Here is a 19,965-nt window from a genome sequence, read left to right on the forward strand (position 1 = left end):
ATCGGAGAACTCAACAGCGTTTTGCAGGAGATGATTTTTAATGGAGCAGTTATGGATTTTTTATAGTAATGCCTACCAGCATTTTTCGTTTGAAAGTAATCCTCCTGACACCCTCACCATAGGGAATGAAGAAAGACATACATGCACGGTCCGCTCATTTCCATTTAAAGAGGGTCCAATAGAGCTTCAAAGACTAGAGGGCAGCGGAGGTTACTGTGTTATCCAAAATTTAAGGCAGATTGGAGAGCTGAACCATGGCGGTGCCTTCTCCATTGAAGCCTCAGGTGAAACGATGACCATCTGCTATTCCGCCATGAATGAAGATGAGCATGTCTACTATATTGGCAATCTGGATGAATGGACGGTTTCCCCTAATGACGGGGCAGATATTCAAAAAGAAGCATCAAAGATCCATGAAGAGAAAGGGTTTGAAGTGGTCAAGCTGAACGGACAATGGATGCTTGTGCCTGGTCAAACAGGTTCTGTGTATGTGAACGGACATAAAGCAGGAGAAGCAAGAAACCTTGAAATAGGTGATGTGGTTTTTTCTCCGTTTCTGGAATTCTCGCTTCTTGAAAGTGACCTGCTGAAGATAAAAGGCGCTGCTTCCTTCCAGACAGAGCTGACGAGGACGCTTCCGCCAATTTCCGAGATGCAGAAAAATTACCCTCAATATAGGCGTACACCAAGAATGGTGTACGATCTGCCGGATGATAAAGTGGCCATCACGTTTCCTGCCCAGGAGGCAGATGATCATCAAAGAGGATTATGGCTGATGATACTGCCGCCTCTTTTAATGATGATTGTAATGGGGGTTGTTGCCTATATTCAGCCGAGAGGAATCTTTATTTTAATCTCGATAGTGATGTTTACAACGACAATCTTTACTTCAACAGTTCAATATATTAAAGACAGAAAAAGCCGCAAGAAAAGAGAAGCGAGGCGTCTTAGGGTATACACACGCTACCTGGAGCAAAAACGCGAGGAGCTGCATGTGCTGTCAAAGAAACAGGAAGATGTCTTGCAGTACCACTTTCCTTCCTTTGAGAGAATGAAATATATGACTGGCAACATCAGCGCCCGTATCTGGGAAAGAACTGCAGACAGCGGGGATTTTCTGCATTTTCGCATCGGGAAGGCAACTATTCCTTCCAGCTACGCAGTAACAGTAGGTTCCAATGATATGTCCAACAGGGATATGGATGATTTGCTTGAAGAGGCACAAGAGCTTGTCAGCACCTATAAATACATAAAAAATGTGCCCTTAGCCATTGATCTTTCACATGGGTCCATGGGGCTGGTCGGAAAGGGTTCGATTGTTAAAAATGAATTGCAGCAATTGATCGGCCAGCTTGCCTTTTTCCATAGTTATCATGATGTAAGGTTTGTAGCCATTTTTAATGAAGATGATTATAAAGAATGGGAGTGGATGAAATGGCTTCCGCACTTTCAGCTCCCGCATTCCTATGCCAAAGGATTTGTTTATAACGAACAAAACAGGGACCAGCTTTTGTCTTCTCTGTATCAAATGCTCCGGGAGCGCGACCTGGATGAAGAAAAAGAAAAGAAGCGCTTCTTCCCCCATTTTGTTTTTATTGTTACAGACCGCAATCTTGTGGCTGAGCATGTAATCATGGAATATCTGGAGGGAAAAGATGTACAGGTAGGCATTTCTGCCATATTTGCCACCAATGCAAAAGAAAGCCTGTCAGAAAACATCCATACGCTTGTCAGATACATTAATGAACGGGAAGGTGAAATCCTGATTGGCCAGGGAAAAGCCGTTCATACCCCGTTTGTCCTGGATATTCATAAAAAAGAGGGAAATGAAGATTATGCGAGGCTGCTTCGTTCCCTTAATCATCAAAAGGGGATGAACAACTCCATTCCGGAGATGGTTTCCTTCCTGGAGCTTCATAATGCAAAAGAAGTGAAGGATCTGAAAATTGGAGAAAACTGGCAAGTCAATCAATCCTCACAGTCGCTTGCTGTTCCAATCGGCTTAAAGGGACGAAAAGATGTTGTAGAACTGAATCTTCATGAAAAAGCGCACGGACCGCACGGATTGCTTGCTGGAACAACAGGTTCCGGGAAAAGTGAATTGCTTCAGACATATATTCTGGCTTTGTCTGTTCATTATCATCCGCACGAAGTGGCCTTTTTATTGATTGATTATAAAGGCGGGGGAATGGCACAGCCGTTTAAAAACATTCCGCATTTGCTTGGCACGATTACGAATATTGAGGGAAGCAAAAACTTCAGCGCACGTGCACTTGCTTCTATCAACAGTGAATTGAAGAAAAGGCAGCGCCTCTTTGACCGCTATGAAGTGAATCACATTAATGATTACACGGATTTGTACAAAGAAGGAATAGCAAGCGAGCCGCTTCCTCACCTGTTTTTAATCTCAGATGAGTTCGCCGAGCTTAAAAATGAGGAGCCGGATTTTATCAGGGAGCTTGTTAGTGCGGCCAGGATTGGGCGCAGTCTTGGGGTACACCTGATTCTAGCTACACAAAAACCTGGCGGAATCATTGATAACCAGATATGGAGCAATGCCCGTTTTAAGATTTCCCTAAAGGTGCAGGACGCGGGAGACAGTAAGGAAATTCTAAAAAATGCCGATGCGGCCAACATCACAGTAACAGGCCGGGGATATCTGCAGGTCGGCAATAACGAAGTATACGAGCTATTTCAGTCAGCGTGGAGCGGGGCGCCGTATTTAGAGGACACCTATGGGGCAGAAGATGAAGTGAGCATCGTGACCGACCTTGGACTGATTCCAATCTCCAATGTCCCTGCTAAATCATTGGGAGGGGGCCAGGAGAAGAAGACGGAAATCGAGGCTGTTGTAAAAGAAATCCTGGCCGTTCAGCAGGAATTGAAAATAGAAAAGCTTTCAAGTCCATGGCTGCCTCCTCTTGAGGAAAGAATTTTCAAGCCTGAAAACAGTGATGAAAATGAGCGGCTCTTCCCGATCGGGCTGATGGATGAGCCTGAAAAGCAGAGCCAGGCACCGTATGCCTATAATTGGATCGAGGATGGGAATATAGGGATTTTCGGTTCCTCTGGTTACGGGAAATCAAACACTGTACTTACTCTTCTAACTGGGTTTGCGGAAAAACAGACGCCGGAAATGCTTCAATATTATATTTTTGACTTCGGTAACGGGGCGCTCCTGCCGCTTCGGCAGCTTCCGCAAACCGGTGATTATTTCAGGATTGACCAGGAGCGCAAAATCGAGAAATTCATGATGTTCATAAAAGCAGAGATGGAAAAGCGAAAGCAGCTGTTTACCGAGAAGGAGTTCAGCAGCATAACTTTATATAACTCCCAGGTAGAGAAAAAACTGCCGGTCATTTATGTGGTCTTGGATAATTTTGATCTGGTGAAGGATGAGCTGCCGGATCTTGAGATGCAGTTTACCCAGTTTGCGCGTGACGGGCAGTCACTCGGGATTTTCATGATTCTGACGGCAACAAGGATCAGTGCGATCAGGCAGCCTCTTATGAATAATTTAAAAACAAAAATTGTCCATTATTTAATGGATAGCTCTGAGCAGTATTCCATCCTTGGCAGAACTCCATTAAATAATGAGCCGATTCCTGGAAGAGCCCTTGTCAAGAAGGATGATGTCCATCTTATGCAGGTTTACCTGCCCGCAGAAGGCAGTGATGATCTGGAGGTCCTTGATGGTGTTAAACGGAATATTGCCAGGCTGAATAAGAAATATGAAAATTATACGAAACCAAAAGGAATTCCTATGCTTCCTTCGAGGCTGGATATCGGAAGCTTCAAATCCTTCTATTCACCAGCCAATAAGGCAGGGCTGATTCCTATAGGACTTGCGGAAGAAAGTGTTACACCGGTTTATGTGGATTTAATGTCCAATCCTCATTTGCTGATTGCCGGACAGTCCCGGAAAGGAAAAACAAATGTGCTGAAGCTGATCGTTGAGTCACTTCTAACACAAGAGGTTTCCAGTGTTGCAATCTTTGATGCTGCTGACAGGGGGCTTGCTCCTTATGCAGGCAGGGAGAATGTATATTATTTAGAAACCAAAGATGCCATTTCTGATTGGCTGGACCAAATTATTGAAGCCTTTGAAGAAAGAGAGCGGGAGTATATCCAGGCGATTGAGCAAAGAACAATCAGCAGCCTGTCATTCGAACCAGTGCTTTTTGTTATTGACAGCATCACAAGGTTTCAGCAAACCATCGACAGTAAAATCCAGGATAAGATGGCACTCCTGATCAAGCAATACAGCCATCTTGGATTTAAGCTCATCGTTTCAGGCAATGCCAGCGACTTTACAAAAGGATATGATGCACTTACGAGTGAGCTGAAGCAAATCCGCCAATGTGTCTTGTTAATGAAAAAGTCCGATCAAAGCCTCTTCACCCTGGCATATTCAAGGAAAGAAGAAGAAATTCAGCCAGGCTATGGCTACTTAGTCATGAATGGCAAGGAAAACAAAATACAGATTCCCCATATAAATTGAAAATGATTATCGCCAAATGAGTATTGATAGTTTAAAGGAAAGCAGGTGCATAGAGTGTCTGGAAAAATGAAGCCACTGGTCCTAGTCGGAAAAATATTGGTGATCCTGATTCTTCCGGTTTTATTCTTTTCCTATGTTGGAGAAAACCCAATGAAGAATACGGAAAAGGCTTCACGCCAAATTGCTGTTGTTAATGAAGATGCAGGAGCAGAATTCAATAAAGAATCCCTGAATTTCGGAGATAAGGTATCCGGGGTTTTGAACAAGGATTCACAGTATAAGTGGGAGAGCGTGAACAGAAGCCTTGCAGAGGAAGGGTTAGAGAAAAAGAAATATGATGCTGTCATTTATATGCCTTCCGACTTTTCTAAAAACATATTTACCTTTAATGAAAAAGATCCTGTAAAAGCAGGTGTCAATTATGAAATTCAATCTGACTTAAATGCAGAGAACATGGAAAAGGTTCAAAAGGAACTGGAAATGGCCAAAAATAAAATGAATACGAAAGTATCCACGTTATATTGGAGCTATGTTTCCCAGTCTGTTGAAGATGTGCGCAAAAAGTTCAGCAAAATACTTGAAAAAGAGATTGCCTTCCAGCAGTCTATGTATAATTTTTATACACCGAACTCAAAAAAGCTGGCAGGGGAAATAGATCAGCAGAAGAAAATGCTTGAGGGTGTGTTCGCTTCTACGAAAGAGACGGGCAAGTCCACAGGGCAAACCCTGAAAAATATTGATGATGCCAAAACGAAGGTCGCATCCTTTATCGAAGACGTTAATTTATATCAAGAGTATCAGAATCAGCAAGCGAATCTATTTCAGCAGACATCTGCTGAAAATCAGCAGCTGCTGCAGACAGGCATGAGCCAGTACAATACAGCACTGAATGATGAAACACAGAAGATCAGCGATGGGCAAAAGGATCCAAAGCCAAGCTTTGATAACAACGGTGAGGATATGGATCAGAATGTCACTGAAATTGAAGGGAAGATTTCAGACAGTACAGAACAGCTGAAAAAGATATCTGAGGACTTAGCGAATTCAAGCGGCGGGCAGCTGAATGATTTTCTAAGTACGGTCATGAAACAGTATAAACAAAAATCAGTAAATGCTTCATTAGATGAAATGGAGAAAAAACTTGGGCCATTGCATGAAAAAATACAAAATGCATCGCCAGGCACACCGGGAACACCAGGAACACCAGGCACACCAGGAACACCTGACCCGCAGGTTCCTGTTCCAGATCCGCCCCCTGCTCCAGATCCGGCAAACCCCGGGGACATCACTCTTACGGGATTAAAGGATCAGATTGCCATTTTAAAGAAAAGTCTAGAAGCCGTTAAGCCCGAGGAGCAGCCGGAGAACTGGGCTGCCATTAACGAAACGATTAAAAATCTTGAGGCCAATTTGGAAAAGGTTGAGGGAGAGGTACAGCAGCAGGCTGATGGCCAAAAGAAGCTGGAAGTGAATTATAAAGAGCTCCTTGCTGCATTAAAAGCACAGATTGAAGACGGGGACGGGGAGCCGGTTCCTGATAATGCTGCAGCACAAGCTGTTAAAAGCATCAGGACGAAGGAGAAAAATATTCTTGAATCTGCTGCATTGTCAGAGGATAGAAAAAATGCGCTCGCTGGAATTTTCCAAAACGATATCCAAAGCACTAATATGGAGGATCTGATGGCTTATAGCGATATGCTTTCCGCCTATCAGGCAATCCAGGAGAAAGCCGGTAATTCGGACGATGCACTAATGAAGAGCATTGTGGAAAACCAGGAAGGTTTCAAGGATTCTCCTTATCTGGCAGCGATGAATCAATCATTAGAGGACGTAAAAAATAACTCAGCAAGCATAGAAGGAGTCGGTAAGGATTTTGGAAGCTTCTCTAAATCCCTCGATTCATTCATTGCACAATATGATCAAAATGTAAGTGATCAGCAGACTGCAATCCAAAATGAGCTTGGTGCAATCATAGAAAGCGCTGATCAGGTTTCAGCAAACCTTACGCAAAATACAAAAACCCTTGAAACGGAGTCCATTCCGGTGGGAAGCCTTAACGGAGAGTTTATGCTGTCCGTCCAGGATACAACCGCAAGTGAAGTCAGCACAATAACGGATTTGGTGAATTCCCTGGCTGATCGCCAAAATCAGGTGACAGACTATACCAATGAGCTTCAGACAAAGGTAGGCTCTGTTCAGAAGAAGGCTGATGAATTAAATAATAACTGGGCTTTGAATGTAGGCTCTACGAAGAAAGTCAAAGGCGATGTTTATAATATTCTTGGCAATACCATGATTGATGACCAGCAGAATGGCTATGTTTATGATTATCTTGCCAATCCGGTCAAGGTCAGCGGTGAAGCACAGGTTCAAAAAGCGTCATATGCTCCTCCTGTGCTTATGCTCATCATTATACTGATCAGCGGGCTTTTAATAGGATTCTTCCTGCACCATTATTCAAGCCTGCCGATTCTGGTTCATATAGCACTGTTTCTCATGCTGAATTTGATTGTCGGATTGGTCATCAGCATTTATGGATTGAAAATTTATCCGCTTCATGATGTACAGGCACTTAAGTGGACAATCTTCACTATCCTGCTGTTAATGGGAGCGTCAGGCATTATCCGCCTTGCATTCTTTATCGGGCCTTTCATCGGGTCCTTGCTTGCAGCAGCGCTTATTGTCTTCTTTGTCACTCCGGCACTTGATTTGATTATGCCTAATTTCTCGGTCAGCCATCCGGTTTCGAATGTTTACTTGTCCATCCAATATGGAGATCAGTCCTCCTTCCTTCCGGCAACTCTGATATTGGCGGCAGCGGTCATCATCGCGTCTGTCATTCCATATATCATGAATCGAAGGCAGGAAGATCAAGAATTGGCACATGAAGCGTAAATTTGCGATATCTTTCATCATTTTCATTAATTTGTACATGTTCCCGCTGCACGGATCTGCTGAAGAGGGAGATCCGGCAGTAAAGCCGAATGCGTATCATGAAAAAAAGATTGATTTGAAAACAGATTATTTTCAGGAAGATTCCAGCTTGAGAAAAAAGCATGCCTTGCCGGAAGAACAAAAGGCGCTCACATTTGAGAAGAAACCTGATGAGCAGGTCAGTGAAATTAAATCGGAGCTTTTTAAAAAAGAACAGAAAGATAATAGTTCGATACAAGCAAAAGTAAAGCAATTGAAGCTTTTTGAAAAGGATGCTGCTGAAATTGATACGGCTTCTGAGCAGGATGAGCAGACGGACAGTGAGCAGAGCTTTTCTTTCAGCCTGACCCTCCTGCTGGGCATCATCCTTGTACTCTCTGTGATCATTTTGTTCTTCATCCTTGTTCCAAGAATGATGGCAGATTCGCAAGAAGGCAGGAAAGTGAAAAAATAGCAAACAGCGCAAAATGCCTGATAGCAAAAAGGGGTGCAGTGTGAAAACTGCACCCCTTTTTTGCTGTTAAAATGTCAGGACACCAGTTTCTGATTGGCTCAGTTCCTTCAGCAGAATTTCAGCAATTCTTCGGGAAGCGAAGCCATCTCCATAAGGATTCGAGATTTTAGCCATTACATCGTGTTTTTCTCTGTTTTGAAGCAATTCACTGGCAAGCGAGAAAATCCGGTTTTCCTTAGTCCCTGCCATCAGCAGTGTTCCTGCATCAATTCCTTCTGGGCGTTCAGTCGTATCGCGGAGCACCAGCACAGGAACGCCCAGTGACGGGGCTTCCTCTTGTATGCCCCCGGAATCTGTCATAATCAAATGCGCCCGTGCTGCAAAATTGTGAAAGTCAATGACTTCTAATGGTTCTATTAAATGAACCCTGTCCAATTTGCCGAGAATATCAGCAGCAATCTTGCGCACAACCGGATTTTTATGTACAGGATAAACAACTTGAACATCGGGATAGGCTTCTGCGAGACGCTTTGCGGCGCGGAATATGTTTTCCATCGGTTTCCCTATATTTTCGCGGCGGTGCGCCGTCATAAGAAGGAGCCGGTCATTTCCCAGTCCTTCAAGGATAGGATGCTTATAATTTTCCTGTACCGTGTATTTCAGTGCATCGATAGCGGTATTGCCAACAATGCGGATGCTTGCTTCCGGTTTATTTTCCGCTAGAAGATTATCGGCAGCACGCTGTGTTGGTGCAAAGTGGAAATCAGCCAGTATCCCGGTGAGCTGGCGGTTCATTTCCTCGGGATAAGGAGAAAGCTTATTTCCGGTGCGGAGTCCTGCCTCCACATGGCCAACAGGGATCTTGTGATAAAATGCTGCAAGACTTGCGATGAAGGTCGTTGAAGTGTCTCCATGAACAAGGACAATATTAGGCTTTGTCTCTTCTAAAACTCCATTCAGCTTAGTTAGTCCCCGTGTTGTTATATCCATTAAAGTTTGCTGGTTTTGCATAATATTTAAATCATAATCCGGAGAAATTCCGAAAAACTCCAAAACTCCGTCGAGCATGTCCCGGTGCTGGGCAGTAACTGTGACAATGGTTTCGATTTCCTGGTGCTTTTGCAATTCTAAAACTAAAGGAGCCATTTTTATCGCTTCTGGCCGTGTGCCGAATACAGTCATAACTTTTAGCTTTTTCATAGCTGAACCCTCTCTCTCATGATATGTATGTATTATCGTTACTGCCCTTTCGTAAATTCCTCGCAAACCGCCTCGAGATGAGTACCGGAGGAAGCTTGGATTGGCTTCATTATATAAGAACAGGATGGCAGGATTAGCTCTTTGCACCAATCTACACATAAACTTTACGAGAACCCCGATATCTTAATTATCCGTTAATAACCCCAACAATCCGTTAACAACTCTAAAGAAATCTTTATTTAACATTCATATGCTCTCAATATTCTGACTTCATAATAAGAACCAGAGACATTTTTCGTAAACATTGTTGTTTTTGAACAAGGGGGTTGATTTCCGCTCCAGGATGCTCGCTTTCCGCGGAGCGGGCGGTGAGCCTCCTCGACAATGCCTGCGGGGTCTCACCTTCCCGCAATCCCGCAGGAGTCTCGCACCTTACGCTCTAATCAACCCGTTTAACAACGGGATCGCCTCAAGAACATTAAAAAAACAACAATTTTTAAGTAAAGAGCCAAACCAGAACCAGAACATGATTAATCCAAATGGAGATTGGGTGATTTGAGCAAATGAAAAGTGTGCTGATGATTGTCCAGAATTTTTACCCCGAAATAGGCAGTGCGGGCAATAGGCTGAAAAATGTCTATCTTAACCTGAAGCAGAATGGCTATGATGTGACCGTTTTGACCATGAAGCCGAGTTATCCGAATCAAAATCTATATCAGGATGAACAGTTTTGGGATGAAAAGGACATAGAAAAAGATATTGTAAGACTTCAGCCGGGGAAGATCAAAAGCTACACGAGCAGCAAGTGGAATCGCCTTTTTCATTATATGGAAACCATGATTCTATTTATTTGGAAGGTAATGACCCTTAAGAAAAAATATGATTACGTGTTTGTATCCACACCTCCCATCTTCCCGAGTGTGGCTGGAATGATTGCAAAGAAGAAAATGAAGGCTTCCCTCATCACAGATGTAAGAGATTTATGGCCGGAGTCGCTTATCGGTGTAGGCGTATTTGCGAATAAGCGAATTTTAAAAATTGCCTATTTGTTCGAGAAGATGCTTTTTCAGCATAGCGACAAAATTATCATCAACAGTCCGGGATTCCGTGAATATATCGTGTCAAAGGGTGTAGGCGATGACAACATACAATTCATCCCGAACTCTTTAACAGCTGAAGAGTTCGACATTAGAAAAACCCTTCCGCCCCTGTCCGAAAAAAGAATTAAGGTGATTTATACAGGTAACATCGGGCTTGCCCAGGATGTCAGGAAGCTGATAGAAGTGGCGGAAAAACTCAAGAGCCATACCTTTATAGAATTTACGATCATCGGCTATGGATTCAGAAAGAAAGAGATTGAAGAAGCTATATTAAAAAAAGGTCTCCGGAATATCAAGCTGATTGATGCGAGAAATCGGAGGGTGACCCTTCAGGAAATATCCTCCTCACATATCGCTTATGTAAGTCTTGTGGAGAAGGATGTGTTTCATAAAGTACTTCCCGGCAAAATCATTGATTATATGTGCGTCGGCAAACCGATTGTGGGTGATGTGGCAGGGCGGGCACAGGAAATTATCGGAGAAGCGCAATGCGGGCTTGTTGCAGAGGAAAGAAATGTTGAACAAATTTGCCGGCATATCCTCACACTTGCGGAAAATAAGCAGCTCCGCAAGGCATATGGGGAGAATGGCTATCAATATGCCAAACAGCATTTTCAGTGGAATCAAAATATACAAGGCTTGCTGAATATTTTAGAAGCTTAACTTGGAGGAAAACCATGTCTAAAAAGGTATGTATGTTCGTTTGGAACCATTTCACGAATGATGCAAGGGTCCTGCGGTCATGCTCGGCATTGTCCGAATCAGGGTATGATGTGAGCCTCGTGGCCATTCATGACTGGAAAAATGAGGTGCTGCCAAAGCGGGAACAGCATAAAAGCGGGTTTCGCATCATTCGTGTCAATAACAGAAGCACAACCTTAAATAAGGTGCTCAGGGGTTTCCGCCAGCTGAAAAAAAGAAAGATTGAGTTGCTAGTACTCTTTCTGCTTATCCTGAATATCCTTGCAAGCCTCCGGGTCATAACGACTCTCTTGCAGGCTGCCCTATCTTTAAGTGTCATTGCTATTTGTGCACTTGCTGTATTCATTATGACAAAAACCAAGCTGCCTGCCATGCTGGTACGAGCCCATATATTCACCCAGATGGTCAGGGAAGGAAGAAAACAGAAATTTGATTATTACCACAGCAATGATTTAAATACCCTGATGCAGGGTGTGCTGAGTGCCAAGCTGTTTCGCCGGAGAAAGCTGATTTATGATTCGCATGAAGTACAGACGAGCAGGACCGGCTATAACAGTAAAGTATATGGCGTCATGGAAAAATTCCTGCTGGGCTTTGTAGATGAAATGATTGCGGAAAACCATACAAGGGCGAAATACAATGAAGAATTATATGGCATCTATCCGAATGTGGTGCATAATTACCCAATCCCGCAGAAGCCAGAACAAAGTTCATCGGTAAACCTTCACGATATGCTGGGTCTGCCGAGGGAAGAACCCATTCTTTTATATCAGGGAGGCATTCAAACTGGCAGGGGGCTGGAAAAAATCATTGAGGCAGTTCCGCTCATGAAACGCGGCACCGTTGTTTTTATCGGAGATGGCAGAATCAAGCCGCTGCTTGAGAAAATGGTCCATGAAAGAAATCTTGGAGACAGAGTGAAATTCATCCCGAAGGTTCCGGTGGATGAACTGCTTCACTACACAAAAAACGCCTACTTAGGCTTTCAGGTGCTGAATAATGTGTGCTTTAATCATTATTCTGCGTCATCTAACAAATTATTTGAATATATGATGAGCGGTGTACCTGTTGTTGCCTGCAGTTTTCCGGAGATTCAAAAAGTAGTAGAGCAGGAAAACACCGGAGTTTGTGTGAATTCTCATGAACCTGCTTCTATTGCAGAGGGAGTCAATTATCTCCTGGAGCATCCAGAAGCAAGAGATGATATGAGCAGCAATTGTCTGGAAGCGCGGCACAATTATAATTGGCTGAAGGAAAAAGAGATATTCATTGAAATATATGAAACAGCATGAGCCTAAGCTGAACATTTTTAGAGAAAGCAAGTTTTCTAAAATATAATTGAACAGGAGCTGTCAGATTATGAAATTATGTACAATGGGATTAGGATATATTGGTTTGCCTACATCAGTAATGTTTGCGAAACATGGTGCAGAGGTAGTAGGTGTTGATGTTTTTCCTGAAATCGTAAATAAGCTGAATAACGGACATCTTCATATTGAAGAGCCAGGGCTTCATGAGCTTCTGCAGGAAGTATCGGAAAACGGCAGGTTCCACGCCTCTCTTGAACCGGAAGCTGCGGATGTATTCTTAATTGCCGTCCCGACTCCTAATAAAAAGGACGAACATAAATCATGTGATCTGACCTATGTCCTTCAGGCAACAGAGCGAGTGCTGCCATATGTTAAAAAGGGAAATGTGATTATTATAGAATCCACGATTGCTCCCCGCAGCATGGATGACTATGTGAAGCCGATTGTAGAAAAAGCCGGCCTTAAAGTGGGACAAGATGTATTCTTGGTGCATTGTCCTGAACGTGTTCTTCCGGGGCAAATATTTCATGAACTTGTCTACAATAACCGGATTGTGGGAGGCATGACCGAAGCCTGTGCAGAAGCGGGGGCCAAGGTTTACGAAACATTTGTGAAGGGCGAAATTATCCGTACAGATGCCAAAACAGCTGAAATGTCTAAATTAATGGAAAATACGTTCCGTGATGTGAATATTGCTCTTTCGAATGAATTAGCGAAAGTTTGCTTCGACCTTGATATTAATGTACTTGATGTTATTTCAATGGCCAACAAGCATCCGCGTGTGAATCTTCATCACCCCGGGCCGGGAGTAGGCGGACATTGTCTGGCCGTTGATCCTTATTTCATCGTTGCCAAATCACCTGAGCTTGCTAAGATCATTCAGCTTGCCCGTGAAACTAATGTCTCCATGCCGGAATATATTGTCGACCGGGTAAAAATGCTGCTTGGGGATATTCGATATCCAAAGGTTGCGGTATTCGGCCTTCCTTATAAAGCGGATGTGGATGATCTGAGAGAAAGTCCGGCTATAGAAGTTGTCAACAAATTGATGAGCGAGGGAAATATAGAAGTTTCTTTCCATGATCCGCATGTCCAGCCTAGCAAAATGCCGGTTGTGTCGGCAGAAAATGCAGTAAAGGATGCGCATCTTCTGCTGATTTTAACCGACCATAGCGAGTTTAAAGGTATGGACTATGACAAGCTTGCGGGAAGCATGGCACAAAAAGTAATCCTTGATACACGGAATTGTATAATTACTGCTGAGTTTGAAAAGATTCAAGTGGTGAATTTGGGAAATATGTACGAATATAAAACCTATCAGCAGAAAAGAATATCGCGCGCCATCTGAGTCTCTTTGTTAATATGACACATTAGTGTTACTTCCTGAAAAAATCTTCCTCCAGGCAGGGAGATTTTTTTTCGTCAAACGTGCAAACATGCAAATGGAATTATAGGTAAAAAAAGGGATTTTGGCATTTGGAGTCGAATTAGAAAATAGTTTATCATTTACATTTCTATGGCTTCCACAGGAGGGGACGTATGACATATACACAAAAGCATTCTAAGCTGGAAAAGGTGCTCGGCAATATTGAAAAAGTAATTATCGGTAAAAGGGAGATTGCGGAGCTAAGCCTGGTTGCCCTGCTTGCTGACGGCCATGTTTTATTGGAGGATGTGCCCGGTGTTGGGAAAACGATGATGGTCCGGGCCCTTGCCCGTTCGATTTCGGCAAGCTTCAAACGGATTCAATTTACCCCTGACCTGCTTCCGTCCGATGTGACAGGAGTTTCAATATTCAATCCGAAAGAACAGGAATTCATTTTTCGTGCAGGCCCCATAATGGGGAATATCATCTTGGCAGACGAAATTAACCGGACTTCTCCTAAAACGCAATCGGCACTATTGGAAGCGATGGAAGAAGCAAGTGTGACAATAGACGGAGAGTCAAGAAAGCTTGAAAAGCCATTTTTTGTTATGGCTACTCAAAATCCGATTGAATACGAAGGTACATATCCGCTTCCTGAAGCCCAGCTGGATCGGTTTCTTTTAAAGCTCAAGATGGGATACCCGAGCGCTGAGGATGAAGTCGAGGTCCTGAACCGCGTCCAGTTTATACCTCCGATTGATGATCTTGAGCCAGCCATTACCCTTGAAGAGCTGCGTGAGCTGCAGAATGAGGCAAAGACGGTGCATATCGATGAAACTATCAAAAGATATATCGTAGAGCTGGCCGCAAAAACAAGGAGCCATCATAGTGTTTATCTTGGGGCAAGCCCGAGGGGGTCTATCGCATTGATGAAAGCTTCGCAGGCGTACGCCTTGCTTCAGGGCAGGGATTATGTTCTTCCAGATGATGTACAATATCTATCTCCTAATGTATTTGCCCACCGCATCATCTTAAAACCGGAGGCGAGATATGAGGGGAAAAGCTCTGAAGGCATCATGAAAGAGATTATCAGAATTGTTCCGGTGCCAGTGAAAAGGTTTGTGTAGCTTCCATGAGAAATATATTGCGAAGAATGGGTTCTTATATGAAAATACCCGGCCTCTTGCTCATTGCTGCGGCATCCTTTGCTTTCGCCATGTTTCAGGGAGGCTTTGTCAGCTGGTTCCTTTTTTATACGTTTCTTCCGTTTGCGGTTTACCCGATTATCCTGTTTTTTTACCCTATGAAGGATTTCAAGGCGGAAAGGCTCGTAAGCAGAACAGAATGCATAGCTGGCGAAAATATAGAGATCAGCATCAGAATTACCCGAAGAAGCCGTTTTCCTTTATGTTATTTATTAGTAGAGGAGATGCTGCCGCGTAAGCTTTCTGCAGGCGGACAGAGCGCGAAAGCCATTGTTTTTCCTCTTTTCAAAAAGGAAATCACCCTTCATTACTCTTTTGAAAATATGATCAGGGGAGAGTATTATCTTCAGGAAATCCGGGTACGGACCGGGGATATTTTCGGGTTTTTTGAAAAGGAGGAATCCTTCGAACTCCGCCAGAAGCTTCTTGTGCTGCCAGCCTATTACGATCTTCCGTACAGGCAGCTTGAAAACTTCTTTGACCAGGGTCTGGCAGGTACGACCAAAAAGCTCCAAAGGGAAAATTCAGTAGTGAGCGGAATCCGCGAATATCAGCAGGGAGACCAGCTTTCCTGGATTAACTGGAAAGCCACCGCAAGGACGAATAAAATTTTGACAAAAGAATTTGAAGAGCAAAAAAATCATGATTTATTCATTATCCTGGATGAAGAAACATCCGATTTCTTTGAAGAATTAGTATCGTTTACAGCTTCCTTTGCCCATTCGGTCCTTAAAAAAGGTATCCAAATTGGTTTTCTTGGAACGAATGAAGAAATCATCTTGCCTGTCAGGGGAGGAGACATTCAGCGGAAAAAAGTCCTCTATCAACTGGCAAAGGCTGAAGGAGGCCAATCCGCTGCATCAGTCCGGGTTTTTGATATGAATAAAGCGATGCTGCCTCCGAATGCTGTTTTGGTTTATATCACGTCCAATCTTACGGATGCGTCCATTGAATTACTGGGGTCTTATAAAAGGAACATGGCTGCAGCAGTCTTTTGCCTGAAGAAAGATCCTTTTATAACAGAATATGAAAATAGGCTTCGTCACGCTGCATTTAAAAGAGGTATCAAAGTAAGCTTTATGGAACACAGCCATTTGGAAGAAGGGTTATCCGGGGTGATTGCACAATGAGGCATAATAGGCGGCTCGAAAACTTTACGCATATACTGTTATATGCTTTTGGCATCCTGCTTTTATGGGAATGGCTAAGGCCTGTCGATGAGCTTACGAATACCGACAATATTTCTATTTTCATTCTTTTCGCAGGGCTTTCTCTTTTGCTTCACTACTTCAAGACGCATATTCTTCTGAGGTTTACTATCCTAATTGCTTATATTGCCGCTGCTCTGCACTATTTTTATTCCAATGTCCCATTTTTTGATCCAAGCTGGGTTTTTGGGTATATCGCTGAATTTTACAGAAGCCTCACAATTGTTTTTCAGGCAGACTGGCAGATGCTGAGTGACCCATTCAGGACACTTCTATTGTTCATTCTGCTTTGGCTGGTCACTTATTTAATTCATTATTGGGTGATGGTGAGAAATAGCATCTTCCTGTTTTTCTTTGTCACAATTGTCTTTTTGGCTGTAGCCGATACCTTTACTCCCTATGATGCGAAAAATAGCATTGTACTCTTAATCATCATTGGCTTTGTCATGATCGGGCTGCTCAGGCTTGTCGGCCTGACAAAAGTAGAAAAACTAAGACTGTCCCCGGCATCCGTCAAAAGGTGGACAGCCGCGATTGCGGCCATGGTTGCAATAAGCGCATGCATGGGATTTGCCTTTCCGAAATTCAAGCCCCAATGGCCGGATCCTGTGCCATTCATTGTTTCTCATTCCAATAAGGCAGGAGTGGACGGGTCAGGAGGGCCGCATAAAGTGGGGTACGGAAAAAACGACTCCCGGCTTGGTGGAACGGTCAAAGAGGATGATTCAGTTGTTTTTTACAACGATGCTCAAAGCAGCCATTATTGGAAGGTTGAAAATAAATCATTTTATACAGGCAAGGGCTGGATAAATCAAAAAATACCTAGGCATGTTTCAATGTTCGCAAATAACAAGGCAATGTCGTTTCCCAGCGATAAAGACAAAGTCGAGCGAGTCCGCTTATCGGTTAAAGAAACACACGAACATATCCTGATGCCGGAAGCCAGCCAATTATTAAAAGTGAACGCACCGGATGGAGTGTTATACCGCCATGATGATAGTGAAGACCGTGTGGAGGCCATAAATGAGAAGGGTGAAAAACTTTACCTGGATAATTACGATGTGGAATACGTTCCGCGTGAGTATGACATTAAAATGCTGAGAATGGCTGTAAATCCTGCAGAACTGTATACGGATGAATTGCAGCTTCCGGATAGCTTGCCGGAAAAAATCAGAGACCTTGCCATTTCGATTACCAAAGATAAAACAAATCTTTATGACAAGGTGAAAGCCATTGAGGACTATTTTGACGGCCCGGAGTTTACGTATGACAAGCAAAATATCCCGTACCCGTCTGAAAATCAGGATTATGCGGAACAATTCCTTTTTGAAACAAAGAGGGGATATTGTGATAATTTTTCCACAGCCATGGCCGTTATGGTGCGCTCGATCGGTATTGAAGCAAGATGGGTAAAAGGATATACGGAAGGAACGATGGTGCAATATAAAGGGAAATCTCAGTATAAGGTAACAAATGATAATGCTCATTCATGGGTGGAAGTATTTTTCCCCGGAAGCGGCTGGGTGCCTTTTGAACCGACCAAGGGCTTTTCCACAAGCGCGTCTTTTTTTGACTCTGCTGTACTGAAAACCCAAAATGATAAGCAGGTGGTTACTCCTCAAGCAAAAGCGAAGGCTGCACAAAAGACACCGCCGAAGCAGGATCTCCTGCGGGAGGACAGCCCTTCAAAGATTGCTGTTCAAAAAGAAAGCTGGCTGAAGAATAATAGCAAAATTGCATGGGCTGCTGCTGCAATTGTTTTGTTCTTTGCAGTGATTGCTGTGCTGACATGGAGGAAATGGCTGCCGCATCTTCTCATTCTTGTATACAGAAGGAAGGCAGGCGGCGAAACGTTTGCAAAGGCGTATCATGTGCTGCTTAAGCAGCTGGACAGGTCAGGGATGAAGAGGCCGGCTGGACAAACATTGCGGGAATACGCCGCGTATGTTGATTTTGTATATGGTACAGATGCCATGAAGATTATGACAGAAAGATATGAAAAACTTGCTTACAGGGGAGACAGCGATGTCGGGGTCTTTGAAGAATATCAAGAATTATGGGAAAAATTAATTAAAACAACTGCCTCTTGACCTGCTTTTTGTTCCCTTGTTACAATGAACTCGTACAATTGTATTTAAATTATTGTAATAAAATTTAATAGTGTCCTTCGTATATCCTCGATAATATGGTTCGAAAGTTTCTACCAAATCACCGTAAATGATTTGACTATGAAGGCAGGATCTTTGATATATCATGACAGGATTCTGCCTTTGTATAATTTTACGAAGGCAGAATTCTGTTTTTTTTATTTATTTCAGCACATTTTAAAGAGGAAAGACCTGTTTTTTAAAATGTGAAATACATCAATTGAGGTGACGACTGTGCCGGGTAAAAAAGAATTGCAGCAGCAGGAAATGATCGTAGTATTAGATTTTGGCAGCCAGTACAATCAGTTAATTACACGCCGTATACGTGAAATGGGAGTATACAGCGAGCTGCATCCCCATACCATTACGCTTGAGGAAATCAAAGAAATGAATCCGGCGGGAATTGTTTTCTCAGGAGGCCCGAACAGTGTATATGACGCTTCTGCTTTTGGCTGTGATGAGAGAATCTTTGATCTTGGCCTTCCAATCTTAGGGATATGCTACGGCATGCAGCTGATGACAAAGCATTTTGGCGGCAAGGTTGAACGCGCGAAAAACCGTGAATATGGAAAAGCCGTGCTTAAACTCCAAAATCAGTCTGCTTTATACAAGGTTCTTCCTGAAGAACAAATTGTCTGGATGAGCCATGGAGACTTAGTTGTGGAAACTCCGGAAGGTTTTACGGTTGATGGAATCAATGCCTCCTGCCCGATTGCTGCAATGAGTGATGAATCAAGAAAGCTATATGCCGTGCAATTTCACCCTGAGGTCCGCCATTCTGTCCATGGAAATGAAATCCTTAATAATTTCGTTTTTGAAGTTTGCGGCTGTGAAGGCGATTGGTCCATGGAAAACTTTATTGAAATCGAAACAGAAAAAATCCGCCAGGCAGTCGGAGATAAAAAAGTATTATGTGCATTGAGCGGCGGTGTGGATTCTTCGGTCGTTGCTGTACTAATCCACAAGGCAATCGGCGATCAATTAACATGTATTTTTGTTGATCACGGCCTTCTCCGCAAAGGCGAAGCAGAAAGTGTAATGAAGACCTTCAGCGAAGGGTTCCATATGAATGTCATCAAAGTGGATGCACGCGACCGTTTCATGAGCAAGCTAGAAGGTGTATCAGATCCTGAGAAGAAGCGTAAAATCATCGGCAATGAATTCATCTATGTATTCGACGATGAAGCAACAAAACTTGAAGGAATCGAGTTCCTTGCACAGGGCACTCTTTATACGGATATCATCGAAAGCGGGACGGCAACAGCTCAAACCATCAAGTCCCACCATAATGTAGGTGGTCTGCCTGAAGATATGCAATTTAAACTGATCGAGCCGCTGAACACCCTGTTTAAGGATGAAGTGCGCGCGCTGGGAACGGAGCTTGGCATATCTGATGAGGTAGTCTGGCGCCAGCCTTTCCCGGGTCCGGGACTTGGGATCCGCGTTCTTGGCGCAATTTCTGAGGACAAGCTTGAGATTGTGCGTGAATCAGATTTCATCCTGCGGGAAGAAGTTAAAAAGGCTGGACTTGAGCGTGAAATCTGGCAGTACTTTACCGTGCTCCCTGATATCCGCAGTGTCGGCGTAATGGGGGATGCCCGTACCTATGACTATACAATCGGCATCAGGGCTGTCACTTCCATTGACGGAATGACCTCAGACTGGGCAAGGATACCGTGGGACGTTCTTGAAATTATCTCAACTAGGATTGTCAATGAAGTTCCGCATGTAAACAGGGTTGTGTATGATATTACGAGCAAGCCGCCTGCGACGATTGAGTGGGAATAAGGTAGCTTACTCAAAGCAGCTGCCTGCATTACCATTAATGCAGAATCATT

General features: G+C 43.5%; 11 protein-coding genes and 1 riboswitch. Of the genes, 10 read left to right on the plus strand and 1 reads right to left on the minus strand.

The annotated features are described in order from the left end of the window. Positions 1-40: 40 nt before the first annotated feature. The 3 genes from essC to essA are packed head-to-tail and all read left to right on the plus strand — an operon-like array spanning position 41 to position 7,889. On the plus strand, positions 41-4,501 hold the full coding sequence (gene essC / locus BM126_RS20930) for a type VII secretion protein EssC (protein ID WP_090991280.1): 4,461 nt from the start codon (positions 41-43) through the stop codon (positions 4,499-4,501). 54 nt (positions 4,502-4,555) lie between these two features. Then, positions 4,556-7,396, plus strand: a complete 2,841-nt coding sequence (esaA, locus tag BM126_RS20935) for a type VII secretion protein EsaA (protein ID WP_090991281.1) — start codon at positions 4,556-4,558, stop codon at positions 7,394-7,396. Then, the gene (essA, locus tag BM126_RS20940; protein WP_090991282.1) at positions 7,386-7,889 is read left to right on the plus strand and encodes a type VII secretion protein EssA; all 504 of its coding nucleotides are present in this window, start codon (positions 7,386-7,388) and stop codon (positions 7,887-7,889) included. The genes esaA and essA overlap by 11 nt, the downstream gene beginning before the upstream one ends. A gap of 66 nt (positions 7,890-7,955) precedes the next feature. Here the strand turns inward: essA and wecB are convergent, their stop codons facing one another. Continuing rightward, positions 7,956-9,089 (minus strand): non-hydrolyzing UDP-N-acetylglucosamine 2-epimerase, encoded by a 1,134-nt coding sequence (gene wecB, locus BM126_RS20945; protein ID WP_090991283.1) that lies wholly within the window; start codon positions 9,087-9,089, stop codon positions 7,956-7,958. Between the two features lie 563 nt (positions 9,090-9,652). Between wecB and BM126_RS20955 the strand changes: the two genes are divergently transcribed. From BM126_RS20955 to guaA, 7 genes are all read left to right on the plus strand, one after another. Beyond that, positions 9,653-10,852, plus strand: coding sequence for a glycosyltransferase family 4 protein (locus BM126_RS20955; protein ID WP_090991285.1), 1,200 nt, complete (start codon positions 9,653-9,655; stop codon positions 10,850-10,852). 14 nt (positions 10,853-10,866) lie between these two features. Then, positions 10,867-12,183 carry a glycosyltransferase gene (locus BM126_RS20960; protein WP_256213211.1) on the plus strand — a complete coding sequence of 439 codons (1,317 nt, stop codon included), beginning with the start codon at positions 10,867-10,869 and terminating at the stop codon, positions 12,181-12,183. Positions 12,184-12,250: 67 nt separating this feature from the next. Then, the gene (locus tag BM126_RS20965; protein WP_090991286.1) at positions 12,251-13,549 is read left to right on the plus strand and encodes a nucleotide sugar dehydrogenase; all 1,299 of its coding nucleotides are present in this window, start codon (positions 12,251-12,253) and stop codon (positions 13,547-13,549) included. 191 nt (positions 13,550-13,740) lie between these two features. Further along, complete coding sequence (locus BM126_RS20970) at positions 13,741-14,694, plus strand: AAA family ATPase (protein WP_090991287.1); 954 nt, start codon at positions 13,741-13,743, stop codon at positions 14,692-14,694. Between the two features lie 5 nt (positions 14,695-14,699). Next, positions 14,700-15,902, plus strand: a complete 1,203-nt coding sequence (locus BM126_RS20975; protein WP_090991288.1) for a DUF58 domain-containing protein — start codon at positions 14,700-14,702, stop codon at positions 15,900-15,902. After that, the gene (locus BM126_RS20980) at positions 15,899-18,070 is read left to right on the plus strand and encodes a DUF4129 domain-containing transglutaminase family protein (protein ID WP_090991289.1); all 2,172 of its coding nucleotides are present in this window, start codon (positions 15,899-15,901) and stop codon (positions 18,068-18,070) included. Before BM126_RS20975 ends, BM126_RS20980 begins: the two co-directional genes overlap by 4 nt. 57 nt (positions 18,071-18,127) lie before the next feature. Continuing rightward, positions 18,128-18,229: riboswitch (purine riboswitch) on the plus strand. Positions 18,230-18,394: 165 nt separating this feature from the next. After that, entirely contained in the window at positions 18,395-19,915 is a 1,521-nt protein-coding gene (gene guaA / locus BM126_RS20985) for a glutamine-hydrolyzing GMP synthase (protein WP_177201531.1), read from the plus strand. Positions 19,916-19,965 lie beyond the last annotated feature (50 nt).

It is taken from the genome of Bacillus sp. OV322 (genome assembly GCF_900112495.1).
In the GTDB taxonomy this organism is placed as follows: Bacteria; Bacillota; Bacilli; order Bacillales; family DSM-1321; genus Peribacillus.